Source organism: Microbacterium ulmi (assembly GCF_011759705.1).
GTDB classification, from domain to species: Bacteria; Actinomycetota; Actinomycetes; order Actinomycetales; family Microbacteriaceae; genus Microbacterium; species Microbacterium ulmi.
In genome coordinates, this window is sequence record NZ_JAAOZF010000001.1 from 1545105 (window position 1) to 1571348 (window position 26244).

The window sequence follows — 26244 nt, forward strand, 5'->3', positions numbered from 1 at the left end:
CCTCTCGGGTCGAGTGGGGGATGCCGCGGCTCATGCCGCGCCCCACGGGAAGAAGGTCCAGAAGATCGCGGCCGACGCCGCCCAGAACAGCACCACGAAGACGGCGTCGCGCGCGCGCCACGGCACGAGGTGGCGCTCGGTGCGGTCGGGGTGCGCGCCGAAGGCGCGGGCATCCATCGCGAGGGCGACCCGCTCGGCGTGCCGGATCGCGCCCGCCAGGAGGGGGACGATGTAGCCCGCCCAGCGCGCTGCCGCCGCGAACGGGCCGCGCCCGCCGTGCGCGCCGCGGACGCGGTGCGCTTGCCGGATGACCTCGAGCTCGTGGCCGAACCGCGGCACGAACCGGAACGCCGCGAGCGCCGTGTAGCCGATGCGGTACGGCACGCGCAGCTGCTGCACCATCGCGCGCACGAGGTCGGGGCCGGTCGTCGACAGCCCCGCGATGAGGGCGAGGGAGAGGATCGCGGCGAGCCGCAGCGCCGTCGAGAAGCCGATCGCGAAGGCTCCGCTGTACATCGTCCACGCGCCGAACCGCCAGACGACGGCTGTGCCGTCGACGAGCGCGGCATCCGTCCAGAGTGAGAAGCCGATGCCGATGAGGGCGACGGCCCCAGGGATGGCACCGACGAGGATGCCCGCCGTGCGGGCCGTGAACCGCACTCCGACGAGCACGAGGACGTACGCGAGAGCGAGGAACGCGAGCGGGGTCGCGACATCCCGCACGAAGACGAGGAGCACCATCGCGGGAGCCGGGGCGAGGAACTTCGCGAGGGGATTGAGGCCGTACAGGAACCGCACGGGATGCGCGGGCGTCTGCGTCGCATACGGGTCGACGGATGCCGCGCCGTGCGCGCCGGCGGTGATGGCGCCGGTCACGACCCGGCCTCCGGCGCATGCGCTCCGGCGTCCGAGGCATCCAGACGTCGCAGAATCGCGCCACGCTCGCACGGTTCTGCGCGTTCAGTGCGGAGTTCGCGCGAACCTGCGAGCTCTGCGAGGGCGGGAGCGAGGGTGGGAGCGGGGGCGGGGGCCGGGGGCAGGTCGGCGAGGCGGGCCACCCGTGCGAGCTCAGGATGCCGGGCCAGGCCCCGCAGGGCGCGGCGCAGGGGCGGGAGGCGGAGCCCCGCCCCCTCGATGAGGGCGCCATCCGCGAAGACGTCGGCGGTCGGTCCCTCGGCCACGACCCGCCCGTCGCTGAGGACGACCGTGCGGTGGGCGTACTCCGTCACGAGCTGCATGTCGTGGGTCACGACGAGGATCGTGGTGCCCTCCCGATTGAGCTCCTGCAGGAGGCCGAGCAGCTCGTCGGCTCGTGCGCGGTCCTGACCGAACGTCGGCTCGTCGAGCGCGAGCACGGGGGCGCCGGCGACGAGGGCCGTCCCGACCGAGAGGCGGCGCTTCTGCCCGCCCGAGAGGAGGAACGGGTGGGTCTGCGCCTTCTCGGCGAGCCCGAACCGCTCGAGGAGGGCCTCCGTGCGAGCGCGGACCTCGTCGTCGGGAAGGTGCTGCAGCCGCAGCCCGTGCGCGATCTCGTCGAAGACGGTGTGCGCGATGAACTGGTGCTCGGGGTTCTGGAAGACGAACCCGATGCGCGACGACAGCCGCCGCGAGTCTGCGCGCCCGACGTCGAGGTCTCCGATGCGGACGCTCCCGCGGGGCGGCGGCACGACCCCCGCGATCGCCTGGAGCAGGCTCGTCTTGCCCGCGCCGTTCGCGCCGACGATCGCGACGAACTCGCCCGCCCGCACGTCGAGGTCGACGCCGTGCAGCACGTCGGTGCGGCCGCGGCGGAGAGTGAGGTCGCGCACGGAGATGAGGGGGGCGGATGCCGCGGCATCCGTCGCCGCCCTCACGGACTCCGCAGAATCGTGTGAGCTTCGCAGCTCTTCGTGCGAGTCCTGCGAGGACCGTGCGATTCTGCGAACCTCGGGACCGGGCGCCGCCTCCAGCGCCGCGCTCAGCTCGGCCGGCGTCAGGGGGAGCGGGTCGAGCCCGTACCCTGCGGCGCGCAGCCGCAGCGCCGCGAGCGTCGAGATCGGCAGCCACACCCCCATCTCGTGCAGCTCCTCGGCGCGATGCCGCAGCACGGCGTCGACCGATCCGTCGGCGACGAGCCGCCCCGCCGCGTCGAGCACGACGACGCGGTCGACGAACCCGACGGCGGCATCGAGGTTGTGCTCCACGAGCAGGATCGCCCGGTCGCGCTCCGCGACGAGCTCGGCGAGTGCCGCGTACACCTCCTCGATCCCCTGCGGATCGAGGTTCGCGGTCGGCTCGTCGAGCACGAGCAGCGGCGACCCCATCGCGAGCGCGCACGCGATCGCGAGGCGCTGGCGTCCGCCGCCCGAGAGACGGTCCGGGTTCTCGCCGCGACGCTCCCAGAGCCCGACGCGGCGGAGCGCCCCCTCCGCACGGGCGAGGACGTCGGCCACCGGCATCCGGAGGTTCTCGGGTCCGAACGCGACCTCGTCGAGCAGCGTCCCCGTGACGAGCTGCGCGTCGGGGTCCTGGAAGACCATCGCGACGCGCGTGCTCAGCTCCGACACGGGGGTGACGGATGCCGCGAGCCCGCCGATCTCGACGGTCCCCGTCACGGTCGCGGACACGGCGTGCGGGATGAGCCCGTTGAGCGCGAGGGTCAGCGTCGACTTCCCCGATCCGCTCGGGCCGAGCAGGAGCACGACCTCGCCCGCCGAGACGTCGAACGACACGGAGGCGGGGGTGGCGGCATCCTCGCCCTCGTGCGTGATCGCGAGCCCGCGCACCCGCAGAAGGGGCGCGCCGGCGCCGTCCGCCGTCGGCGCGGCGGAAGCATCGCGCGCGGGAGCGGTCACGGTTCTTCCCTCGGGGGTTAGCTGAGTCTCCCCTAACTTAGCCGAGCCTTACCGACCGCGGTGACGGTCCGCGCGATCAGGCGCCGACGCGGCGGGCGACACCCGCGCGCCGGAGAGCCGCGCCGACCGCGAGGGCGATCGCCGTCCAGAGGACGGGACCGAGCACCGCCAGCACGAGGTAGGCGACCTGGGCCCAGAGCGGCAGTGCAGAGAGGTGAGCCGCGAACGCGACGACGACCGCCACGACGACGCCGATCACGACCGCCGAGATGAAGAACCGCCACGTCTGCCACACGCGGTAGCGCGTGAGCGCCGCGACGAGCTCCTGGATGCCGCCAAACAGGATCGCCGTCCCCAGGAACCGGCCCGCCCACCACGGCGCCATCGCGCTCGCGACGAGCGCGGCGAGCACGTGCGTGAGCAGGGCGACCCACGGCAGGCGCAGGACCTCCTGCGCGATGATGCCCGGGATGACGTGGACGCCGAGCACGAACCCGTAGACCACCGCGAACCCGGCGATGACCGCGGGGGTGATCCAGCCGGCGACGCCTCCGAGCAGCCCCGTGGCGACGCCGATCGCGGCGCACGTCAGCAGGACGCGGGTCGAGAGGGCGGTCGGGCGGGCCACGCGTTCAGCCTAGTGCGGGCGGATGCCGCGGCATCCGCCCGCGCGACACGACAGAAGGCTTCACCGCGCTCGGCGCGGTCGGCGTGGTGCGCGGCCGTTGCCGCCGTCCGCTCGCCGCACCGGCGCGGCCGCGGAGCCGGCACCACGAGGACCGCCGCGCGGGCCGTAGGGCCTCTAGGTCCGGCGGCACCTCTGCGTGAGCCGGACACCGGGAAGCGGCGGGGCCGGGATGCGCACGTCGCCGTGTCCCGCGACGCGGCCGAAGCGGGCCGAGCCCGTCTCCCACTCCTCGCGGGCCTCCGCGATCTCGTCGTGCGTGCGACCGACGAAGTTCCACCACATGACGAGGTCGTCCTCGAACGGCTCGCCGCCGAGCAGGAAGACCGTAGCGCCGTCCGCCGACGAGACCTCGATGTGTGTGCGCCGTGCTCCGAGGTACAGCAGGTGCTGCGGCGACAGCGAGAGCGATGCCGCGTCGCCCTCCGTGTCGACATCGAGCGATCCGTCGACGCCGACGAGGGCGTACTCCCACTCGGGCTGCAGCGGAAGACGGACCCGGCCGCCGCCGGGCACGCGCACCTCGGCTCCCGCGATGGGCGTGTACACGGTGGCTGGCGAGCTCGCGCCGGCGAAGTCGCCCAGCACGACGACGGCCGCGGCATCCGGGCCTGCTTCGGAAGGCAGGTCGATCACGGGCAGATCCGTGCGCTGCTCGAAGGCAGGACCGCCGTGCCGACGCGAGTCGGGAAGGGCGACCCACAGCTGCAGCGCGTCGAGAGGCACGGCATCCTCGCCCACGGAGTACTCGGAGTGCGCGATGCCCGCACCGCTCGTCATGAGGTTCAGCTGCCCGCGCCGCAGCACGACGTCGCTGCCGATCGAGTCGCGATGCCGGACCTCTCCGACGAAGGGCCAGGTGACGGTCTGCAGGCCGATGTGAGGGTGCGGCTCGACGCGCATGCGCGTGACCTGCGGTCCGAACCGGTCGAGGAAGCACCATGCGCCGACGGTCGGCAGATCGCGCTGCGGAAGCGCACGGTGCACCTCCATCGCGCGCACGCCGCCGAGGGGCACCTCGCGAGACTCGAGGAGCATCGCGCGGGGTCCGTCGCACGGATCCGACGCCTCGGCCAGCTCGGTCGCGTCGGCGTCGAGTCGGGTCATCCCACCGGCTTTCCGTCGAGCGTCGGCCACGCCACCTCGAGCCCCGGCACGGTGTGCTCGCGCAGGTACTTCACGACGACGGGACACAGCGGCACGACGGTCTCGCCCCGCTCCGCGATGTCGGCGAGCGCCTCCGCGACGAGGATGCCGGCGAGGCCGCGTCCGCGGAAGGCCGGATCGATCTCGGTGTGCGGAAGCACGAGCCGGCCGTGCCCGTCGGTGTAGAACACGGTGTAGCCCGCGAGGACGTCGCCGACGCGGATCTCGTAGCGGCCCTCCGCGTCATCGCGCTCGACCGTCAGCTCGTCGTCGGTGTCAGGCATGCGGTATCCCCTCGAGTCGGTGCTGTCGGTTCCCAACCTAGGTCGGCGCCGCCGCGGGCGCCATGGCTCGCGCCGTTCGTCGCAGGCGATGCGCCGTTCGTCGCACGGATGCCGCACGCGCGGCAAGCCCCCTGCCGGATGCCGCGGCGCCTTCCTAACCTGCCAGGACGCACTGTCGCGTGAACAAGGAGATCACCCCCATGTCCGATTCCCCTCAGCGTCGAGGGCCGAAGCGAGGCGGCCCGGCCGTCCTCGAACAGGACCCCGCGCTTCCCCCCGTCGCCGTCCCGGCCGACAGACTCCAGACCCGCTGGACGCTTCCGAAGATCATCCTGTGGGCGGCGATCGCCGTCCTCGGCGGGATGGCCTGGACGATGATCGCCATCGTCCGCGGCGAGACCGTCAACGCCATCTGGTTCGTGTTCGCGGCGGTGTGCACCTACTTCATCGGCTACCGCTTCTACTCGACGGTGATCGAGAAGTACATCACCCGCCCCGACGACCGCCGAGCCACCCCCGCCGAGGTCAAGTACGACGGCAAGGACTACGTCCCGACCGACCGTCGCGTGCTCTACGGCCACCACTTCGCCGCGATCGCCGGCGCGGGCCCGCTCGTCGGTCCCGTCCTCGCCGCGCAGATGGGCTATCTGCCCGGAACGATCTGGATCATCGTCGGCGTCGTGCTCGCGGGCGCCGTGCAGGACTACACGGTCCTGTTCTTCTCGATGCGCCGCGGCGGCCGCACGATCGGCCAGATGGCGCGCGACGTGCTCGGCAGAGTCGGCGGGACGGCGGCCATCATCGCGTCGCTGCTGATCATGCTCATCATCATCGCGATCCTCGCGCTCGTCGTCGTGAACGCGCTCGGCGAGAGCCCGTGGGGCGTGTTCAGCGTCGCCATGACGATCCCGATCGCCCTGTTCATGGGCGTCTACCTGCGTTTCCTGCGCCCCGGCAAGGTCACCGAGGTCTCGATCATCGGCTTCGTGCTCCTCATCGCCGCGATCGTCGCCGGCGGCTGGGTCGCCGGCACCGACTGGGGTCAGGCGATCTTCCACCTCGACCGCACGACGATCGCGTGGGGCATCATCATCTACGGCTTCATCGCCGCCGTGCTCCCCGTGTGGCTCCTGCTCGCGCCGCGCGACTACCTGTCGACCTTCATGAAGATCGGCGTCATCGTGATGCTCGCGGGCGCGATCGTGCTCGTGCGGCCCGAGATCACGGTGCCGGCGTTCACGGAGTTCGCGGAGACGGGCCTGGGGCCGGTCTTCGCGGGGCCGCTGTTCCCCTTCCTGTTCGTGACGATCGCGTGCGGTGCCCTCTCGGGCTTCCACGCCCTCATCGCGTCGGGGACGACGCCGAAGCTCATCGAGAAGGAGCGCCAGACGCGCTTCATCGGCTACGGCGGCATGCTCATGGAGTCGTTCGTCGCGATCATGGCCCTCGTCGCCGCCGTCTCGATCGACCAGGGCATCTACTTCGCGATGAACGCGTCGGCCGCCGCGACGGGCGGCACGGTCGAGGGGGCGGTCGCGTTCGTCAACTCGCTCGGCCTCACGGGCGTGCAGATCACACCTGACGTGCTGACCTCGACGGCCGCGGCCGTCGGCGAGGAGAGCATCATCTCGCGCACGGGCGGCGCCCCCACGCTCGCCCTCGGCCTCGCGCACATCATGCAGCAGGCGCTCGGCGGCACGGCGCTCATGGCGTTCTGGTACCACTTCGCGATCATGTTCGAGGCGCTGTTCATCCTGACCGCCGTCGACGCGGGCACCCGGGTCGCGCGCTTCATGCTGCAGGACTCGATCGGCGCGTGGATCCCGAGGTTCCGCGACGTGTCGTGGCGCCCCGGTGTCTGGATCTGCACGGCGATCATGGTCGCCGGCTGGGGCTGGATCCTCATCCTCGGCGTGACCGACCCGCTGGGAGGCATCAACACGTTCTTCCCGCTGTTCGGCATCGCCAACCAGCTGCTGGCGGCGATCGCGCTCGCGGTCGTGTTCGCGATCGTGGCCAAGCGCGGGCCCTCGTACGTGAAGTGGCTGTGGATCGTGGGTCTGCCCCTCGCGTTCGCGTCGGTCGTGACGATCACGGCGTCGATGTACAAGATCTTCTCGCCCGTCCCCGCGATCGGCTACTGGGCCAACAACGCCAAGTACGCCGCGGCGCAGGCGGCAGGAGACGACAGTCTCGGGACCCCCGAGGTCGTCGCCGCCGTCATCCGCAACACGGCGGTGCAGGGCACGCTCTCGATCATCTTCGTGACGCTCGCGATCGTGGTGATCGTCGTGGCGCTCGTGGTCGCGGTGAAGGCCATCCGCAGCGGCGTCTCGACGGACGACGAGGATGCCGCCGTCTCCTCGCGGCGCTTCGCCCCCGCGAGCTTCATCTCGAGCTCCGCCGAGCGCGAGATCGAGAAGCAGTGGGACGACTATCGCGCCGACAACCCCGCGCAGGCGAAGGTCACGGCGGGCCACTGATGGACGCGACGGTCCCCACGCCCCCTCCGAACGGCGCCGACGCGCCGCGCGGCTCCTCGGGGCGTGGGGACCGGGCCGCGGCCCGCGCGACGATGTGGAGTCACGCGCTGCGGGCGGGCCGCGGCATCCGCTGGTATCTCACCTCGCTCATGGGCGACAACGCCTACCGGGCGTACCTCGAGCACCACGCGCTGCACGGCCACGAGGAGCCGCCGCTCTCGGAGCGCGCGTTCTGGCGCGAGCGCATGGACGATCAGGACCGCAATCCGGGCGTGCGCTGCTGCTGAGCCGTCGGCGCCGGGCTCGGTGCGTCCCTCCCGGCCGATCTAGGCTCTCACCATGCCCGACGCAGCGCTGATCGCAGGAAGCGTCGGCGTCGTCCTCGGCGCCGCGCTGGTCCTCGCCCTCGTGCTCGCGCGACGACTCGCGATGGGCTCGAAGGACCTCGGCAGCGACGCCGAGCGGGCGACCTATCGCGCGCTGCACGTCGCGGGGCTCGCGGCGGCAGAGCTGCGCGGAGACGGCGACGACCCCGGCACGCAGCGCGCGGCACGTCATCTGCGGGCGCTGCTGGGTGCGAGCGCCGTCGCGATCGTCGGTCCGGGCAACGACGTCGCCGTCGATGGCGCGACACCGGATGCCGCGGCCCGCGGCTCGGGGCGGCCCGCCGTCGACGGCATCGAGAGTGCGGCTCGCCGCATCGCCGAGCGCGTGCGCACCTCGAAGCGCCGGCAGGTCTTCCCTCGACGGCAGCCCGGCGTGCAGGAGGCCGTCGGCGCGCCCATCGTCGTCGACGGCGTCGTCTGGGGCGTGCTCGTCGCGTTCGCGGACGACGTGCGCGGACCCCTCGTGCGCGCGACGGGAGAGGTCGCGCAGTGGTGCGCCGCGCAGCTCGAGCTCGGAGAGCTCGACGCATCGCGCACGGCCCTCGCCGAGGCCGAGCTGCGGGCGCTGCGCGCCCAGATCAGCCCGCACTTCATCTACAACGCCCTCACCGCGATCGCGTCCTTCATCTCGACGGATCCCGTGCGGGCGCGCGAGCTCGTGCTCGAGTTCGCCGACTTCACGCGGTACTCGTTCCGTCGGCAGGGGGAGTTCACGACGCTTGCGGAGGAGCTGCGCAGCATCCACTCGTATCTCGAGCTCGAGCGCGCCAGGTTCGGGGAGCGCCTGACGGTGCGACTGCGGATCTCTCCCGAGACGCTTGCGACCGTCATCCCCTTCCTGTCGGTGCAGCCCCTCGTCGAGAACGCCGTGCGGCACGGGCTCGAGCCGGGCGAGCGCGGCGGCGTCATCACGATCGCGTCCAACGACGGCGGCACGCACACCGAGATCACGGTCGAGGACGACGGCGTCGGCATCGACCCCGAGGCCCTGCGCGCTCTGCTCTCGGGCGACGAGGCGACGACGCACGTGGGCCTGCGCAACGTCGACACGCGCCTGCGGCAGCTGTACGGGACCGGCGGCGGACTCGTCGTGGAGACGAATCGGGGCGCCGGTACCATGGTGCGGATGCGGGTGCCGAAGTCTCAGCCGCTTCACGAGACGGAATCCTGATGCCCCTCGACGTGCTCGTCGCCGACGACGAAGCCCCCGCACTCGCGGAGCTCGTCGCCTTCCTCGACCGCGACCCTCGCATCCGTCGCATCCGCCAGGCCTCCAGCGGCGCGGACGCGCTGCGGATCCTCTCGACGGACGCGGTGGATGCCGCGTTCCTCGACATCCACATGCCGGGGCTCAGCGGCTTCGACCTCGCCCGGGCGCTCGACCGGTTCGTGATACGTCCCATCGTGGTGTTCGTGACGGCCGACGAGGCGGGCGCCCTCGAGGCGTTCGACGTGCGCGCCGTCGACTACGTCCTCAAGCCCGTGCGGGTCGCACGGCTCGAACAGGCGATCGACCGTGTCGCCGCGGCCGTGCGATCGCGCGATGCGGAGCCGCTCGCGGCCGGCGAGCAGGATGCCGCGGCCGGCGACGAGACGGTCCCCGTCTCCGTCGGCTCGAGCGTGCGGCTCGTGCGGCGCAGCGACGTGCGATGGGTGCACGCGGAGGGCGACTACTCGCGCCTGTGGACGACCTCGGGAGTGAGCCACCTCGTGCGGGCCCCCATCTCCGAGCTCGAGGAGCGGTGGTCCGCCGCGGGGTTCGTGCGCGTGCACCGCTCGTACCTCGTGCATCGCGACGCCGTCACCGAGGTGCGCCTGTCGGGGCCCGCGCCGGTCGTCGTGCTGTCCGAGATCGAGCTTCCCGTCAGCCGCCGGCTCGTGCCCGCCGTGCGCGAACAGCTCGTGCGGCCCGATCGGGGGCCGCGGTGAGCGGGAGGATGCCGTGACCGGGCCCGAGCGGCGGGACGCGGCATCCGGTCCCCCTCCGCGCGTGCGCGTGACAGCCGACCGGCCGGCGACGGCCGTCCCCGCGGCGACGCGGGGCATCGCACTGCCGGGCGCACCCGTGCAGGAGGCGGGGGCCGTCTTCGTCGGCGGACTCGTGCGATCGCAGCTGCGGCTCGCGCTCGGGTGCCTGCTGGGCTTCCTGCTCGTCGCGGGCGCCTTCACGGCGGGCATCTTCGTCGTCGCGAGGGCGGGCGACCCCGTCGTCGCAGGAGTTCCGCTCTCGTGGCTGCTGCAGGCGTACGGGTACTACCCGATCATCCTGTTCTTCGGCGTCGTGTACGCGCGCGGCGCCGCGCGCAACGAGCGGCGGTACCGAGCGCTCGCCGACGCGGAGCGGGGCGTGTGATGCCGATCCTCGATCTCGCGGCGATCGGGCTGCTCGTCGTCGCGACAGCCGTGCTCGGCGTCGCGGGCCTGCGCTTCAGCCGCACGACGAGCGACTTCTTCGTCGCGTCCCGCAGCGTGCGGCCGGTCTGGAACGCGTCGGCCATCAGCGGCGAGTACCTGTCGGCGGGCACCTTCCTCGGCCTTGCAGGGCTCGTGCTGCTCTCGGGCGCCGAGGGGTTCTGGTTCCCCATCGGGTACGCGGCCGGCTACCTCCTGCTGCTGCTGTTCGTCGCGGCTCCCCTCCGTCGCAGCGGCGCGTACACGATCCCGGACTTCATCCAGGCCAGGCTCGAGTCGCGTGCGGCGCGGCGGGTCACGAGCCTGCTCGTGCTGGTCATCGGCTGGCTCTACATCGTGCCGCAGCTGCACGGCGCCTCGCTCGCCCTGGGCGTCGTCGCCGACGTGCAGCCCTGGGTCGGTGCCGTCGTGGTCGCCGTGCTCGTCGCCGGCATCGTCGCGGCGGGCGGCATGCGCGCCATCACGGCCGTGCAGGCGATGCAGTACTGGCTCAAGCTCACGGCGCTCGCCGTGCCGGCCGTGCTCATCCTCATGGCGCTGTCGGGCGGCGAGACGTCGTTCGATCCCGCGCTGGTGTTCCCCGCGGAGCGTGGGCCGTCGGGGGCGGACGCCTACGCCACCGTCTCGCTCATGGCTGCGCTGCTGCTCGGAACGATCGGGCTCCCGCACGTGCTCGTCCGCTTCTACACCTCGCCGGACGGCGGCTCGGCACGGCGCACGACGGTGCTCGTGGTGGCGATGATCGGCGTCTTCTACGCCGTCTCGGGAACGCTCGGGCTCATCGCACGGGTCGTCGCCCCCGATCTGGCCGAGCCGGGCGTCGCCGACACGGTCGTGCTGGCGCTGCCGTCACGCGTCTTCCCCGGGATCCTCGGCGACCTCCTGACGGCGCTCGTCGTCGCGGGCGCGTTCGCGGCGTTCCTCGCGACATCCTCCGGCCTCGTCGTGTCGCTCGCGGGCGTCGTGAGCCAGGACGTCTTCGACGGCTCCGTGCGCTCCTTCCGGGTCTCGGCGGCGCTGTGCACCCTCGTGCCGCTCGTCTTCGCGCTCCTCACGGTTCCGGAAGGGCTCGTCTCGAGCGTCGGCACGGTCTTCGTCTTCGCGGCGTCGAGCCTGACCCCCGTCATCCTTCTCGGCGTGTGGTGGCGGGGGCTGACGGCGCGCGGCGCCGTCGCCGGGATGCTCGTCGGCGCGCTGTCGTGCGGCGCGGCGCTGCTGCTGGCGCCGCTCGCCGGCGCCGACTGGTGGGGCGCCGTGATGGCCCAGCCCGCCGCGTGGACGATCCCGCTCGCGACCCTCACGGTGGTCGTCGTGTCGCTGCTCGACCGCGGCCGCATCCCCGTCCGAACGGAGCGCTATCTCTCCCGGCTGCACGTGCCGGAGCGCGGTCACGGGCAGGTGTGAGAACGCATGCTCGCGGGATCCTTCCGGAGCACTAAGGTGGCCTCACCACCCCTGAGGGCTCGCGCTTCTCAGGCACCCGGCTGGACACACACCCGCGGCCCACGCAAAGGACAGGCGTGCTCACATCAGATGGGGCTTCGTCGAAGCGCTCGATCCGTTCCGCCGTTCTCCCGGTGGTGGTCTCGGCGGCGCTCGTGATCCCCAACCTGTTCGTGATCGCCCTCGGAATCGAGGACTTCCCCTTCACGACGGCGCCCATGTTCGCCCACTACGTGGGCCCCGACACGCAGCTCTACACGTTCCGGTTCGAGGGCGTGCGCGACGGCGTCGCGGAGCCGCTGCCGATCGAGCAGACGAACCGCACCGAGCGGGAGATCATGCGGCAGTTCGCCTCCTGGTACTACCGGCCCATGACCGACACCGCGCCCTTCCGCGATCTGGACCCGGCATCGGGCACACCGGAGCAGCTCGCGGCCAGGATGGCGGACTTCTTCGGGCCGATCGCCGACTTCCTGCGGGACGAGCGCGACATCGACTACGACAGGATCGACGTCTATGTCGACCACGTCGACAATGCGGGCGCGCTCATCTCCACGGCGCAGGTGGGCCACTACGACACGTCGACCCGTCGCTACACGCACACCTACGAGGTGACGCGGTGACCACGAAGGCGGATGCGCGCACCGGCTGGCAGACGGCTCTCACGGCGGCGGTGCTCAAGGTGCTGCCGCTGCTGTGGGTCGGCAGGCTCAGCTGGATGAGGATCGCCTTGGCGCCGATCTTCGGTCTGTACACGTACCGCCTCGTGAGGGGCTGGCAGATAGAGCAGCCACAGCTCGCGTACGAGGGCTGGATGCTGCGGCTCGTGCCCGAAAGCCTCCGCGAGTTCCTCTTCACGCACCCGCAGGCGGTCGGATTCGCCGTGCTCGGTCTCACGGTCCTGAGCGTCGTGGGCCTGGCGACTCGGCCCGCGCTGTTCGTGCTCGCCGCTATCGGACTCTTCGCACGCGCGGTCGACACCAGCCAGGGCGTCTTCGACCACGAGTCGTCACTGACGACGCAGGTGCTGCTCGTGCTGGCGTTCGCTCCCGGGACGAACGCGGTGTCGCTCGAGCATGTGATCCGGTGGTGGCGTGCGGGACGCAAGGATCTGTGGGGATACCTCACGGCTCCGTACCGGAAGTGGGGTGTCACGCTCGTCCTGGGCCTGCTCGCCCTCACGTACACGGCTTCGGGTCTGTCGAAGCTCCGCTTCAGCGGGTTCCGGTGGATGGACGGCGAGACTCTCGGCTTCTACCTCCGAGGACTCACGGCAGGCAACCAGGTGTACCTGATCGGCGGCGGCCCGACGACCTGGCGCGACGATCTCGGCCTGCAGATGTACACGTACGGGAACTACAGCTACGGAAACTACGGCTCCGCCGCCATGGCCGGCATCGTCGACTGGGTGGCGCACACGCCCGCCGTCCTCATCGCGGTGTCGTCCGCGACCGTCCTCCTCGAGATCTCAGGATTCCTGCTGTTCATCCCGAGGCTGCGCAGCTTCATGCTGATCGCCTACATCGGCATGCACACCACGATCGGGCTGCTGATGGGCCTCCCGTTCTGGGACTACCAGATCATCTGCTTCCTCCTCATCGAGTGGGAGCTGGTGGGCGCGTGGGCCGCGCGGCGGCTGAGCGCCCGACAGGCAGCGCGCGAGAGAGCGCCCGTCCCCGGGGCGGGCCCATCCGCGTCGATCGACGAGGCCGACCCGCTGAGCAGCCGATGACGGGCCCATCGGGTGGATGACGCGATCGTGGTCGGCAGCGGGCCCAACGGCCTGGCAGCCGCCGTGACGCTCGCCCGCGCGGGCCTGCGCGTGCGTGTCCTCGAGCGCGCCGACACGATCGGCGGCGCAGCCCGCACGCTTCCGCTCACCCTGGACGGCTTCCGCCATGACGTGGGGGCCGCCGTCCACCCGCTGGCCCTCGCATCGCCGTTCTTCCGCGCCTTCCAGCTCGATCGACGCGTGCGGTTCATCGTGCCCGAGATCTCCTACACGCAGCCGCTCGGCGTCGCGGCCGGCGGCATCGCCTACCGCGACCTCGACCGGACGGCGGAGGAGCTCGGCAGGGACGGCGCGGCATGGGCGCGCCTTTTCCGTCCGCTCATCCGCGACATCGACGGACTCACCGACTTCACCGCGAACCAGATGCTGCGCTGGCCGCAGGCTCCTGTCACGGCGCTCCGCTTCGGGCTGCGTGCCCTGGAGCAGGGCGGAGGGCTGTGGAACGCCCGCTTCCGCGAGGACGTCGCACCGGCGCTTCTGACCGGCGTGACCGCGCATGGCGTCGGCCGAGTGCCGAGCCTCGCCTCGGCCGCCGTCGGGCTCGTCCTGGCGGCGCACGCGCACGCCCGCGGCTGGCCGGTGCCGATCGGGGGCTCGCAGTCGATCATCGACGCCCTGGCCGACGACCTGGCCGCGCACGGCGGCGCGGTCGAGACGGGGCAGGAGGTCGTCGATCTGCGCGACCTCGCGGGGGCACGGATCCTCGTCGCCGACACGTCGGCGCGTGCACTCGCCCGGATCGGGCGCGGAGTGCTGCCGCCCGCATACGTCCGCAGTCTCGAGGGGCTGCGCTACGGCGACGGAGTCGCGAAGGTCGACTTCGCGCTCTCCGGCCCCGTGCCGTGGTCGTTCGACGCGGCACGGCACAGCCCGACCGTGCACCTCGGCGGCTCCCGCCGTCAGGTGCAGCGTGCGGAGGCCGCGGTGGCCGCGGGCGCGGTCGCGGCGGAGCCGTACGTGCTGGTGAGCCAGCCGACCATCGTCGATCCGAGCAGGGCGCCGTCGGGACGGCATGTGCTGTGGGCCTACATCCACGTGCCGCACGGGTCGCCGCACGACCCGACGGAAGACGTCACCCGGATGGTGGAGGCCGCGGCTCCCGGGTTCCGCGACCTCGTGCTCGCGGGCGTCTCCCACACCGCTCGCGAGCTCGCAGAGACCGATCCCAACCTGATCGGCGGAGACATCTCGGCCGGCGCCATCACCCTCCCTCAGCTGATCGCGCGGCCGCGGCTCTCGCCGCACCCATGGCGAACCCCCGCGCCGGGCCTCTACCTGGGCTCGTCCTCGACACCACCGGCCAGCGGCGTGCACGGCCTCGCCGGCTTCTATGCGGCGCGTCTCGCGCTCAAGGACGTGCTCGGACTCCCGGCGCCCGACCTCGGGCTCGGCTGAGCGGTCGCCCGGCGCCCGACCTCGGGCTCGGCTGAGCGGTCGCCCGGCGCCCGACCTCGGGCTCGGCTGAGCGGTCGCCCGGCGTCGGCGTCGTCCGAGACACGGCAGACTCGAACCGTGACCCTTCTCGACACGATCGCCGCGGCATCCGGGCCCGCCGCCTCGACGCCCGACCCCGACGCGATCTACGACGCGTTCGTGGAGTGGGCCGCCGACGCCGGGTTCGCGCTGTATCCCGCGCAGGACGAGGCCGTCATCGAGCTCGTGTCCGGCGCGAACGTCGTCCTGTCGACGCCGACGGGGACGGGCAAGTCGCTCGTCGCGATCGCGGCGCACGCGGCGTGCGTCGCACAGGGCGGACGCACCTACTACACGGCTCCCATCAAGGCGCTCGTGAGCGAGAAGTTCTTCGCGCTCGTCGAGATCTTCGGCGCCGAGCGGGTCGGGATGGTGACGGGCGACTCGTCGGTCAACCCCGACGCGCCCATCGTGTGCTGCACGGCCGAGATCCTCGCCAACCTCGCGCTGCGCCAGGGCGCGGATGCCGTGGTCGACCAGGTCGTCATGGACGAGTTCCACTACTACGGCGACCCCGAGCGCGGGTGGGCGTGGCAGGTGCCGCTCCTGCTGCTGCCGCGCGCGCAGTTCCTGCTCATGTCGGCGACCCTCGGCGACGTCGCCGAGATCGCGGCCGACCTCACCCGGCGGACGGGACGGCCGACCGCCCAGGTGACGGGCGTCGAGCGACCCGTTCCGCTGCACTTCTCCTACGTGCGCGTGCCCGTGCAGGAGACGCTGGAGCGACTCCTCGAGGAGGGCGAGGCGCCCGTCTACATCGTGCACTTCTCGCAGGCCGCCGCGATGGAGCGGGCCCAGGCGCTCGCCTCCGTGCGGGTCGCGACGCGGGAGCAGCGCGATGCGATCGCCGACGCGATCGGCGGGTTCCGCTTCACGACCGCGTTCGGCAAGACGCTCTCGCGGCTCGTGCGGGCCGGCATCGGCATGCATCACGCGGGCATGCTGCCGCGCTACCGCCGGCTCGTCGAGACGCTCGCGCAGCGGGGCCTGCTGCGCGTCATCTGCGGCACCGACACGCTCGGCGTCGGCATCAACGTGCCGATCCGGACGGTCGTCGTGGCTGCGCTGTCGAAATACGACGGAACGCGGATGCGGCAGCTCACGGCGCGCGAGTTCCACCAGGTCGCGGGCCGCGCGGGCCGCGCCGGATTCGACACGTACGGAAACGTCGTCGTGATGGCGCCGGAGTGGGAGATCGAGAACGCGGTCGCGCTCGCGAAGGCGGGCGACGACCCCGCGAAGCGCAAGAAGATCGTGCGCAAGAAGGCCCCCGTCGGCATCGTGAACTGGGGTGAGGGGTCGTTCGAGCGGCTCGTCGCGGCCCAGCCCGAGCCGCTCGAGCCGCACCTCCAGCTCACCGCCGCGATGCTCATCAACCTGATCGGCCGCGGCGGAGACGTCTTCGGCAACGTGCGGTCGCTCGTCTTCGACAACCACGAGCCGAAGGCGCGGCAGTACGAGCTCGCGCGGCGCGCTCTCGCGATCTTCCGGACGCTCCGCCAGGCCGGGGTCGTCGAGGTGGTCCCCGCGCCGCATACGTCCGCGCCCTCGGCATCCGTCGTCCGCCTGACCGTCGACCTGCAGCCGAACTTCGCGCTCAACCAGCCGCTCTCGCCCTTCGCCCTGGCCGCGATCGAGCTGCTCGACCCCGGCGTCGAGCTGGGGCGGGGCACCGGGGTCGGAGGGTCGCGCGAAGCTCGGACGATCGCGCCCGAATCCTCCGAGGATGCGGCGACTCTCCGGCGAACGGATGCCGCGGCCGCGGCATCCGTCGGCACGGACCACTACGCGCTCGACGTCGTGAGCGTCATCGAGGCGACGCTCGACGACCCGCGCGCGATCCTCGGGCAGCAGGAGTTCAAGGCCCGCGGCGAGGCCGTCGCCGCGATGAAGCGCGACGGCATCGAGTACGACGAGCGCATGGCGCTGCTCGAGGGGATCACGTATCCGAAGCCTCTCGCCGCGCTGCTCGCGCAGGCGTTCGAGGTGTTCGCTTCGAGCCAGCCGTGGGTGCGCGACTTCGAGCTGTCGCCCAAGTCGGTCGTGCGCGACATGTTCGAGCGCGCCCTGTCGTTCGGCGAGTTTGTCTCCTTCTACCAGCTCGGCCGCAGCGAGGGACTCGTCCTCCGCTACCTCAGCGACGCGTATCGCGCGATCCGCCAGACCGTCCCCGCCGAGGCGCGCACCGACGAGCTGCTCGACGTCATCGAGTGGCTCGGCGAGCTCGTCCGGCAGGTGGACTCTTCGCTCGTGGACGAGTGGTCGGCGCTCGTCGACCCGGTCGGCGATCCGGATGCCCCGGTCGTGCCGCCCGCGCCGCCCTCCATCCTCACGAACCGCCGAGCCTTCCTCGTGCTCGTGCGCAACGAGCTCTTCCGCCGCGTCCAGCTCGCGGCGCTGCAGGACGATGATGCACTCGTCGCCCTTGACCCCGACGTCGACTGGCCCGCCGCCCTCGACTCCTACTACGACGAGCACGACGTGATCCTCACGGGAGGACCCGCGCGATCGCCGCAGCTCGTCACGGTCGACGAGACGGATGCCGCGAACGGCATATGGCGCGCCGAGCAGACGATCGACGATCCCGACGGCAACCACGACTGGCGCATCCGCGCCGAGGTCGACCTCTCCGCGTCGGAGGAGGAGGGCGCGGCGATCGTGCGGGTGACGGAGGTCGTGCGGCTGTAGCGCTGGTCCGCCGTGTCACAGACTTCGCAGAGTCGCGCCGGGTTCGCAGAGATTCGGGAGGATGCTGCGCAGCACGCGCGATTCTGCGAAGCCTGTGAGCCGCGGGCGTCGGCAGTGCGCATAGCGTGGCATGCGTGGGCGCGAAGGACTGGCTGGGCAGGGCGATGGGCCTCGGCGGCGCCGTGTCGTTCGCCCGCTTCGCTCCGGATGCCGCGGACGCGGCATCCCTCGCCCGCCTCGCCCCGCTCCGCGAGTCCGCGATCCACGCCCTCGGCCTGACGCCTTTCGACGAACAGCTCGCCGCCGTCGCGGCGCTGCTCGCGGGGCACGCCGTCGAGCTCGACACGGGCGAGGGGAAGACGCTCGTCGGCGCCCTCGCGGCGGCCGCACAGGCGCTCGGCGGCCGGCGCGTGCACGTCTTGTCGGTCAACGACTACCTCGCGCAGCGCGACGCCGAGTGGATGGGACCGCTCTTCGAGCGACTGGGGGTGAGCGTCGCGTGGGTCGGCCAGCGCACCGCGCGCGACGAGCGCCGTGCCGCCTATCGCGCCCAGGTCGTCTACGCACCGGTGAGCGAAGTCGGCTATGACGTGCTGCGCGATCGGTTCGCGCAGGATGCCGCCGACCGCGTCGCGCCCGAGTTCGACGTCGCGATCGTCGACGAGGCCGACGCCGTCATGATCGACGAGGCGATGTCGCCGCTCGTGCTGGCCGGGGCATCCGATGACGAGGGCGCCGACCTCGCGGCCGCGACCGCGCTCGCGGATCACCTCGAGCCCGGCACCCACTACGAGGTCGACGCGGATCACGCGACGGTGTCGCTGACGGATGCCGGGCTCGACGCGCTCGAAGCGCGGCTCGGCGGCGTCAATCTCTATGCGGCAGAGCACGCCCCTCTGCTGACGCGCATCAATCTCGCGCTGCACGCGCGCGTGCTCGTCGTGCGCGACGTCGACTACATCGTCGACGACGGCGTCGTGCGGCTCGTCGACACGGGACGCGGACGCGTCGCGCATCTGCAGCGCTGGCCCGACGGGCTCCATGCGGCGGTCGAGGCCGCCGAGGGCGTCTCCGCGACGGAGCCCGGCGTCGTCCTCGACCAGCTCACGGTGCAAGACCTGCTCAGGCAGTACCGCACGCTGTCGGGCATGAGCGGCACGATGGTCGCGGTCGCGGCCGACCTCGCCGAGTTCTACGAGCTGCGCACGGGACGCATCGAGCCGCACCGCCCGCGCATCCGCGTGGACGAGCCCGATCGGGTCTTCGCCACGAGCGACGAGCGTCGGCCGGCGCTCATCGCCGAGGTGCGAGCGCGGCACGAGCGCGGCCAGCCCGTGCTCGTCGGGACGCAGAGCGTCGCCGAGTCGGAGGAGCTCGGCGACGCCCTGCGCGCGCAAGGCCTCGATGTGCAGGTGCTCAACGCGAAGAACGACGCGCACGAGGCCGAGGTGATCGCCCGCGCGGGCGAGTTCGGCGCCGTCACGATCTCGACGCAGCTCTCGGGCCGCGGCACCGACATCCGCCTCGGCGGCGCCGACGAGCACGACCACGAGCGGGTCGCCGTCGCCGGGGGGCTCGCCGTGCTCGCGAGCGGGCGCTTCCCGTCGAACAGGCTCGACGCGCAGCTGCGCGGCCGGGCGGGGCGTCAGGGCGACCCCGGGGCATCCCTCGCCTTCGTGAGCCTCGACGACGACCTCGTGCAGGCGCACGCCCCCGCGCATCTCCTCGCGAAGATCGCCCGCCGCGGCGCGACTCTCACCCCGCGCGAGCGCCGTCGCATCGTCGACAGCTGCCAGCGAATCGCCGAGGGCGTGCGCCTCGACCGGCATCGGTCAACGTGGGCCTACCATCGTGCGACGGCGCACCAGCGCGAGGCCGTCCTGCGGCATCGCGAAGAGATGCTGACATCGACGGATGCCGCGCTCGACGTGGTCCGCGAGCGCCGGCCGGCCGAGGTCGAGGCCCTCGAGACCCAGGCGGGGCGGGATGCTGTCGCCGCGACCGCCCGCGGTATCGTGCTCCACTTCCTCGACGAGCGCTGGCAGGACCACCTCGGCATGCTCGCGGAGGTGCGCGACGGCATCCATCTGCAGGCGCTCGCCGGCAGGAACCCCGCCGACGAGTTCCACCGCATCGCGTTGCGCGAGTTCGAGGGCGTGGTCGACGGCGCCTTCGCCGACGCCGCGGACGTCGTCTCGCGCCTCGGTCCGGACGACGTCGGGCGCGACCTCGCCGACCTGGGCCTGCGACGGCCGTCCGCGACGTGGACGTACATGATGAGCGACAACCCGCTCGGCAGCCCGGGAGACCGCCTCGCACGGGGGCTCGGACGCCAGATGCGCCAGCGGGTGTACCGCATCGAGTGACGACGCCCCCGAACGTCGCGCGGAGCGTAGCCTGGTGCCACACCGATCCGGAGGTTCGCGATGGGACTGTGGTTTCGGCGTCGGCGCACCGCCCACCCCTATGCCGCGGTGTCCGACGAAGAGCGGATGTCGCGCTACGTCTATCTGCTGAGCACGCTCCCCGCGAGCGTCATCGAGAAGGCGCACGAGTCGGCGTTCAAAGAGCTGCCTGCCGAGACGAGGCGGGAGACGTTCGACCGGCTGCGGCCGTTCATGTCGGAGGCCGAACGTGCGCAGAAGGCCGAGCCCGCACTCCTCGCGCGCGTGCTGCGGCGTGCGACGGCAGAGGGCCGTGCGCAGGCCGCGGCGGGTGCCGAGAACGTGCCTCCGCCGGTGGGTCGGGATGCCTCCGGCCTCCTGTCGTCCGACGCACGGCATCCGCTCTGGCCGCTCGACGATCCGAGTCTGATCACCGCTGTCGCGTTCTCCTTCCTCTCGTCGCAGTCCGTCGCGACCTACTTCTCGGTCGGTGCGGGCTCCATCGCGCTCGCGGGTGAGCCGGCGTGGGTGGGCGACCTGGGCTCGTCGGGCTCTGCGGGACTCGACGGCGGGTACGGCGGCTTCGACGGAGGCGGGTTCGGAGGAGGGTTCGACGGAGGCGGGTTCGGAGGAGGCGGCCTCGACGGAGGCGGGTTCGGAGGGGGCGGCCTCGACGGAGGCGGTGGCGGCTTCGGCTGACGGGAGGCATCCGTTCCTCCACAGCCCGCGAACCGGGCGACCTGCGCGCGACGGCGCTCGAGGGCGGTCGCGTCGGTGGGCGCGGTTAGTGTGGTCGGGTGACGTCGACTTCGGGCTGGGATGCCGATCCCTACGCAGACCTGGTCTGGACTCCCGACGCCCTGGTGCCGCCCGCCGACGCCGACGGGTTCGCGCCGCCGCCGGACGACGGCTGGACGCCTCCGCCGGACGACGGCTGGACGCCTCCGCCGGACGACGGCGATGGAGGCCCGGCCGCGGCATCCGTCCTCGCATCGTCCGCGCGGGACTTCACGGGCGCCGATCCGCACGTCGTGCTCCACGAGGTCTACGGGTACGACGCGTTCCGCGGCGACCAGGCCGACATCGTGGCGCACGTCGTGGCCGGCGGCGACGCCGTCGTGCTGATGCCGACGGGCGGCGGCAAGAGCGTGACGTACCAGGTGCCCGCGCTCGTGCGGCCGGGGACGGGGCTCGTCGTGAGCCCGCTCATCGCCCTCATGCACGACCAGGTCGACGCGCTGATCGCCAACGGCGTGCGCGCGGCGTACCTCAACTCGACGCAGGCGTCCGGCGAGCGGGCAGCGGTGGAGCGCGCGTATCTGAACGGAGAGCTCGACCTCCTGTACGTCGCCCCCGAGCGGCTCAACGTCGGCCAGACGACGGCGCTGCTGCAGCGCGGGCGGCTCAGCGTCATCGCGATCGACGAAGCGCACTGCGTCTCGCAGTGGGGCCACGACTTCCGTCCCGACTACCTCGGGCTCGGCGATCTCGCCGAGCGGTTCCCCGGCGTTCCGCGCATGGCTCTCACGGCTACCGCCACGCGCGAGACGCATCGCGAGATCAGCGAACGCCTCCATCTTCCCAGCGCCCGCCACTTCGTCGCGAGCTTCGATCGGCCGAACATCCAGTACCGCATCGAAGCGAAGGTCGACCCGCGCCGCCAGCTCCTGAGTTTCATCCGCGCGCAGCCCGAGGGATCGGCGGGCATCGTCTACACGCTCAGCCGCAAGTCGGTCGAGCAGACGGCAGAGTTCCTGCGTGCACAGGGCGTCGACGCCCTGCCGTATCACGCGGGGCTCGATGCCGGCATCCGTGCCGCGAACCAGTCGCGGTTCCTGCGCGACGACGCCGTCGTCATGGTCGCGACGATCGCGTTCGGCATGGGCATCGACAAGCCCGACGTGCGCTTCGTCGCCCACATCGATCTGCCCAAGTCGGTCGAGGGGTACTACCAGGAGACGGGTCGCGCGGGCCGCGACGGCGATCCGTCGGTCGCGTGGATGGCGTACGGCCTGGCGGATGTCGTGCAGCAGCGGCGCTTCATCGACCAGGGCGAGGGCGACCGGGCGTTCAAGCAGCGCATGGGGCAGCACCTCGACGCGATGCTCGCGCTGTGCGAGACGGTGGGATGCCGCCGCCAGAACCTGCTCGGCTACTTCGGCGAGGCATCCGAGCCGTGCGGAAACTGCGACACGTGCCTCGAAGCCCCTGAGACCTTCGACGGGCTCGTGGCCGCACAGAAGCTCATGTCGACGATCGTCCGGCTCCAGCGCGAGCGGGGTCAGGCCTTCGGCGCGGGCCACCTCATCGACATCCTCCGCGGCAGCTCGACCGAGCGTATCCGCCAGCAGGGCCACGACGCGCTCGCGACGTACGGGCTCGGCGCCGATCTGTCCGAGCAGGACTGGCGCTCCGTCGTGCGGCAGCTGCTCGCCCGACGGCTGCTGGTCGCACGCGGCGAGTACGGCACACTCGCGTTGTCCGAGGCATCCGCCGGCGTGCTCAAGGGCGAGACGGCCGTGCCGCTGCGGCGCGACAGCATGGGCCGCGCGGCGGCGACGCGCGTGCGCAAGGCGACGGCGAGCGACAGCCTGGATGCCGCCGACCGCGGCCTCTTCGAGGCCTTGCGCGCGTGGCGGGCCGAGCAGGCGCGCGAGCAGGGCGTGCCCGCGTACATCGTCTTCGGCGACGCGACGCTGCGCGCCCTCGCGGAGCACAGGCCGACGAGCCTCGCCGACCTCGACGGCGTCTCGGGCATCGGGGCGAAGAAGCGCGAGGCGTACGGCGAGGCGGTCCTCGCGGTCGTCGCGGCGCACTGACGCCGCGCCGCGGGCGCTGCCCGTCGCGGGCGCAAGGCCCGTCGCGGCGGGCGCGGGCCCGTCGCGGGGTGCTGGCCCGTCGCGGGGCGTTGGGCCGTCGCGGGGCGTAGCCGGTTGCGGTCCCTCGGCTGGTGCTGTTTCGCGCGGCGCCGCGCGCGGCGCGGTTCCGTTCCCGCGTTGGCTGTTGTTTCGTGCATCTGCGGCGTATGTATGTGCCGCGGATGCACCGAACTGGCGCGGTCGGGGAGTGCGCCGGAACCCGTGCGCCCCGACCCCGTGCGCACGCCGCGACCAGTCCCCGTAGCCACGCCTTGAGCCACCTCGGCTGCTGTTGTTTTGTGCGGCGGCGGCGCGGCGCGCGGCGCGGTTCCGTTCCTGCGTTGGCTGTTGTTTGGTGCGGCCGCGGCGTATGTATGTGCCGCGGATGCACCGAACTGGCGCGGTCGGGTGAGTGACTGGGGGGTCAGTCGCGCTGGGGTCGGCGGCGTCATGCCGGGGTGGTCAGGGCCAGTCCCGTCGCGGGTTGCCGCGCGCCGCGCGCGGCGCGGTTCCGTTCCCGCGTTGGCTGTTGTTTCGTGCAGCCGCGGCGTATGTATGTGCCACGGCTGCACCGAACTGGCGCGGTCGCGTGCCCGCGCCGTCCCCGCGCCCGCGCCGAGCGCCGAGCGCCGTCCCCGCGCCGAGCGCCGAGCGCCGTCCCCGCGCCCGCGCCCAAACCCGCGCCCGAACCCGCGCTCGCTCCGAGCGCCGTCCCCGCGCCCAAACCCGCGCCCGCGCCCAAACCCGACAGATCGATACCTATCCGCATAGGCTTATCCCGGCGGGCGACGAGGCCCGACGGAGGGTCGCGCATGAGTCTCAGCAACATCGACATCGCCCAGGCGGCGGTGCTCCAGCCCATCACGTCCATCGCCGGCCGGCTCGGCATCCCGGATGACGCGCTCGAACAGTACGGCAGGCACAAGGCGAAGGTGGCGCTCCCGTTCCTCGCATCCCTGCGCGATCGACCGCAGGGAAAGCTCGTCCTGATGACCGCCGTCTCGCCCACCCCGGCGGGCGAGGGGAAGACCACGACGACCGTCGGACTCGGCGACGCGCTGACCCGCATCGGCGAGCGCGCCATGATCTGCCTGCGCGAGCCCGCACTCGGGCCCGTGTTCGGCATGAAGGGCGGCGCCGCCGGCGGCGGCTACGCGCAGGTCGTGCCCATGGAGGACATCAACCTGCACTTCACGGGCGACTTCGCGGCGATCCAGATCGCGACGAACCTGCTCGCGGCGCTGATCGACAACCACATCCAGCAGGGCAACGAGCTCGGCATCGACGTGCGCCGCATCACGTGGCGGCGTGTGCTCGACGTGAGCGATCGCGCGCTGCGCGACATCGTGCAGGGCCTGGGCGGCGTCTCGAACGGCTACCCCCGCGAGTCGGGCTTCGACATCGTCGTCGCGAGCGAGGTCATGGCGATCTTCTGCCTCGCGACGAGCCTGGCCGACCTCAAGGAGCGCCTGGGCCGGATCGTCGTCGCCCACACGAGGGACAGGATGCCGATCCGCGCGCGCGATCTGCACGCCCACGGTGCGATGGCCGCGATCCTGCGCGACGCGCTCGCCCCCAACCTCGTGCAGACGCTCGAGCACACTCCCGCGTTCGTCCACGGCGGCCCGTTCGCGAACATCGCGCACGGCTGCAACTCCGTCATTGCGACGGACTCCGCGCTGCGCCTCGCCGACTACGTCGTGACGGAGGCGGGGTTCGGGGCCGACCTCGGCGCGGAGAAGTTCGTCGACATCCTGTGCCGCTCGTCGGGCCTGCGGCCGAGCGCCGCCGTGATCGTCGCGACGGTCCGGGCGATGAAGTACCACGGGGGAGTGGATGTCGCGGACCTCCCCGTCGAGGACGTGCCGGCGCTCGATCGCGGCCTCGCGAACCTCGGGCGGCACATCCATACGGTGCGGGAGGTGTTCGGCATCCCGTGCGTCGTCGCGATCAACCAGCGCGCCGAGGACTCGCCCGCCGAGATCGACGCCCTCATCGCGGGCGCCGCGCGCCTCGGTGTGACCGCGATCCCCGCGCGGCACTACGCCGAGGGCAGCGCGGGCGCGGAAGACCTCGCCCGCGAGGTCGTGCGGCTGTGCGCAGAGCCCAGCGACCTCCGCTTCACGTACCCCGACGATGCGACGCTGTGGCAGAAGATGAAGGCGATCGCGACGCAGGTCTACGGCGCCGCCGACATCACGGCGTCGACCGCCGTCCGCACGCAGCTGAAGCGCCTGCAGGACGAGGGGTATGGGCGGCTGCCGGTCTGCGTCGCCAAGACGCAGTACTCGTTCTCGACCGACCCGCGACTGCGGGGCGCTCCGCACGGGCACATGGTCGACATCCGCGAGGTGCGTCTCGCCGCAGGAGCGGAGTTCGTCGTCATGGTGTGCGGCGACATCATGACGATGCCGGGGCTCCCCGCCCGGCCCGCCGCCGAGTCGATCGACGTGACGGACGACGGGCGGATCGTGGGGCTCTTCTGAGACGGATGCCGCCGCCGGGCCGAGAGCGTCATCCGACGGGCGGGAAGACGCGCACGCGCTCGACCCGGAACCGGTGGGGCAGCGCCGCGAGATCGCGCGTGCCGTCGTCGCGCGGAAGCTCGAACACGTCGAGCATGAGCTGCACGGGGTAGTCGATGCGCTGGTCGACCGTCTTCACCCAGCGGTGGTCGATGAAGAACCGCAGGCGATCGGGCGTCCATTCGACGGCATAGTCGTGGAAGTCGGTGAGGTCGCCGTCGACGCGCACCTTCTCCACGTCGAGTCGCAGGCGTGGATCGTTCTGCGGCTTCACTCCGACGCCCACCCAGCCGCCTTGGTCGTCGAGCTCGGAGCCGAAGATCTCGGCGACGCAGATCTCTCCGCAGTCGTCGGGGTCCTCCTCGAAGCCGATCGGCCAGAAGGCGACCATCGCGTCGGGATGCCGCACGGCTGCCATCCGCACCTCGATCACGCCGAAGTGCGGCAGCAGCAGCCGCCGCTCGGGCTGCGCCTCCCGCACGACCAGGCCCGGGCGGAACCGGTGCTGGCCCGTCGTCGAGCCGGCAGGTCCCGACCACTGCCCCGTCTGCAGGTGCGAGCACCGGATGCCGCCGTCGGACTCGGGCGCCCACGCGGGCGTGTCGGCGTCGATGCGCAGCTCGAGCCCGTCGCGCTCGACGGTGTACCGTGCGGCGGAGCGCTCCCGTGTCGACCAGTGCGGCGTGTAGTACGGCCACCACAGCGTCTCGTCGAGGACGCCCTCGCCGAAGCGCTCGTCGACGTCGGGCATCCGTCCCGTGAGGTCGAGAGGAGCGTCCTCTCCTCGCGTCGGGGTTGCAGGCATCCGTCATCACCGCCGATTCGATGATCCCGCGAACCGAGCGCCTCGT

20 protein-coding genes are annotated in these 26244 nt (G+C 72.3%); 14 read left to right on the plus strand and 6 right to left on the minus strand.

What is annotated here, in order from left to right:
• Window positions 1-30: 30 nt before the first annotated feature.
• The 5 genes from FHS08_RS07500 to FHS08_RS07520 all read right to left on the minus strand — a co-directional run bounded on the left by FHS08_RS07500 (window position 31) and on the right by FHS08_RS07520 (window position 4949).
• Entirely contained in the window at window positions 31-876 is an 846-nt protein-coding gene (locus FHS08_RS07500; protein ID WP_424960791.1) for an energy-coupling factor transporter transmembrane component T, read from the minus strand.
• Window positions 873-2834: an ATP-binding cassette domain-containing protein gene (locus FHS08_RS07505; RefSeq protein WP_167037402.1), complete on the minus strand. Its 1962-nt coding sequence runs from the start codon at window positions 2832-2834 to the stop codon at window positions 873-875. The genes FHS08_RS07500 and FHS08_RS07505 overlap by 4 nt, the downstream gene beginning before the upstream one ends.
• Before the next feature lie 76 nt (window positions 2835-2910).
• Window positions 2911-3462 carry an ECF transporter S component gene (locus FHS08_RS07510; protein ID WP_167037405.1) on the minus strand — a complete coding sequence of 184 codons (552 nt, stop codon included), beginning with the start codon at window positions 3460-3462 and terminating at the stop codon, window positions 2911-2913.
• A gap of 174 nt (window positions 3463-3636) precedes the next feature.
• Window positions 3637-4626 (minus strand): pirin family protein, encoded by a 990-nt coding sequence (locus tag FHS08_RS07515; RefSeq protein ID WP_167037408.1) that lies wholly within the window; start codon window positions 4624-4626, stop codon window positions 3637-3639.
• A complete protein-coding gene (locus tag FHS08_RS07520) occupies window positions 4623-4949 on the minus strand; it encodes a GNAT family N-acetyltransferase (RefSeq protein ID WP_167037411.1) in 327 nt (108 codons plus the stop codon). The genes FHS08_RS07515 and FHS08_RS07520 overlap by 4 nt, the downstream gene beginning before the upstream one ends.
• Window positions 4950-5149: 200 nt before the next feature.
• Here FHS08_RS07520 and FHS08_RS07525 point away from each other — a divergent pair, with 200 nt between their 5' ends.
• From FHS08_RS07525 to FHS08_RS07590, 14 genes are all read left to right on the plus strand, one after another.
• On the plus strand, window positions 5150-7432 hold the full coding sequence (locus tag FHS08_RS07525; RefSeq protein ID WP_167037414.1) for a carbon starvation CstA family protein: 2283 nt from the start codon (window positions 5150-5152) through the stop codon (window positions 7430-7432).
• Window positions 7432-7719 (plus strand): YbdD/YjiX family protein, encoded by a 288-nt coding sequence (locus FHS08_RS07530; protein ID WP_341800354.1) that lies wholly within the window; start codon window positions 7432-7434, stop codon window positions 7717-7719. Before FHS08_RS07525 ends, FHS08_RS07530 begins: the two co-directional genes overlap by 1 nt.
• Window positions 7720-7771: 52 nt before the next feature.
• Window positions 7772-8989 (plus strand): histidine kinase, encoded by a 1218-nt coding sequence (locus tag FHS08_RS07535; RefSeq protein ID WP_167037417.1) that lies wholly within the window; start codon window positions 7772-7774, stop codon window positions 8987-8989.
• Window positions 8989-9747 carry a LytR/AlgR family response regulator transcription factor gene (locus FHS08_RS07540; protein ID WP_167037420.1) on the plus strand — a complete coding sequence of 253 codons (759 nt, stop codon included), beginning with the start codon at window positions 8989-8991 and terminating at the stop codon, window positions 9745-9747. The genes FHS08_RS07535 and FHS08_RS07540 overlap by 1 nt, the downstream gene beginning before the upstream one ends.
• Window positions 9748-9760: 13 nt before the next feature.
• Window positions 9761-10171, plus strand: coding sequence for a heavy metal transporter (locus FHS08_RS07545; protein ID WP_243847249.1), 411 nt, complete (start codon window positions 9761-9763; stop codon window positions 10169-10171).
• Window positions 10168-11634, plus strand: coding sequence for a sodium:solute symporter family transporter (locus tag FHS08_RS07550; RefSeq protein ID WP_167037423.1), 1467 nt, complete (start codon window positions 10168-10170; stop codon window positions 11632-11634). The genes FHS08_RS07545 and FHS08_RS07550 overlap by 4 nt, the downstream gene beginning before the upstream one ends.
• A 116-nt stretch (window positions 11635-11750) precedes the next feature.
• Window positions 11751-12296 carry a hypothetical protein gene (locus tag FHS08_RS07555; protein ID WP_167037426.1) on the plus strand — a complete coding sequence of 182 codons (546 nt, stop codon included), beginning with the start codon at window positions 11751-11753 and terminating at the stop codon, window positions 12294-12296.
• Entirely contained in the window at window positions 12293-13405 is a 1113-nt protein-coding gene (locus tag FHS08_RS07560) for a hypothetical protein (RefSeq protein WP_167037429.1), read from the plus strand. Before FHS08_RS07555 ends, FHS08_RS07560 begins: the two co-directional genes overlap by 4 nt.
• Window positions 13406-13417: 12 nt before the next feature.
• On the plus strand, window positions 13418-14860 hold the full coding sequence (locus tag FHS08_RS07565; protein ID WP_167037432.1) for an FAD-dependent oxidoreductase: 1443 nt from the start codon (window positions 13418-13420) through the stop codon (window positions 14858-14860).
• Between the two features lie 117 nt (window positions 14861-14977).
• Window positions 14978-17626, plus strand: coding sequence for a DUF3516 domain-containing protein (locus tag FHS08_RS07570; protein WP_167037435.1), 2649 nt, complete (start codon window positions 14978-14980; stop codon window positions 17624-17626).
• Between the two features lie 134 nt (window positions 17627-17760).
• Window positions 17761-19992 (plus strand): accessory Sec system translocase SecA2, encoded by a 2232-nt coding sequence (gene secA2 / locus FHS08_RS07575; protein WP_208382232.1) that lies wholly within the window; start codon window positions 17761-17763, stop codon window positions 19990-19992.
• A gap of 126 nt (window positions 19993-20118) precedes the next feature.
• Window positions 20119-20709 carry a hypothetical protein gene (locus FHS08_RS07580; RefSeq protein WP_167037441.1) on the plus strand — a complete coding sequence of 197 codons (591 nt, stop codon included), beginning with the start codon at window positions 20119-20121 and terminating at the stop codon, window positions 20707-20709.
• A gap of 98 nt (window positions 20710-20807) precedes the next feature.
• Complete coding sequence (gene recQ / locus FHS08_RS07585) at window positions 20808-22829, plus strand: DNA helicase RecQ (protein ID WP_341800355.1); 2022 nt, start codon at window positions 20808-20810, stop codon at window positions 22827-22829.
• An 851-nt stretch (window positions 22830-23680) separates the two neighbouring features.
• Entirely contained in the window at window positions 23681-25354 is a 1674-nt protein-coding gene (locus tag FHS08_RS07590; RefSeq protein WP_167037444.1) for a formate--tetrahydrofolate ligase, read from the plus strand.
• A 28-nt stretch (window positions 25355-25382) separates the two neighbouring features.
• On the opposite strand, the gene FHS08_RS07595 is transcribed toward FHS08_RS07590, so the two are convergent.
• Window positions 25383-26198: a glycoside hydrolase family 16 protein gene (locus FHS08_RS07595; RefSeq protein ID WP_167037447.1), complete on the minus strand. Its 816-nt coding sequence runs from the start codon at window positions 26196-26198 to the stop codon at window positions 25383-25385.
• Window positions 26199-26244 lie beyond the last annotated feature (46 nt).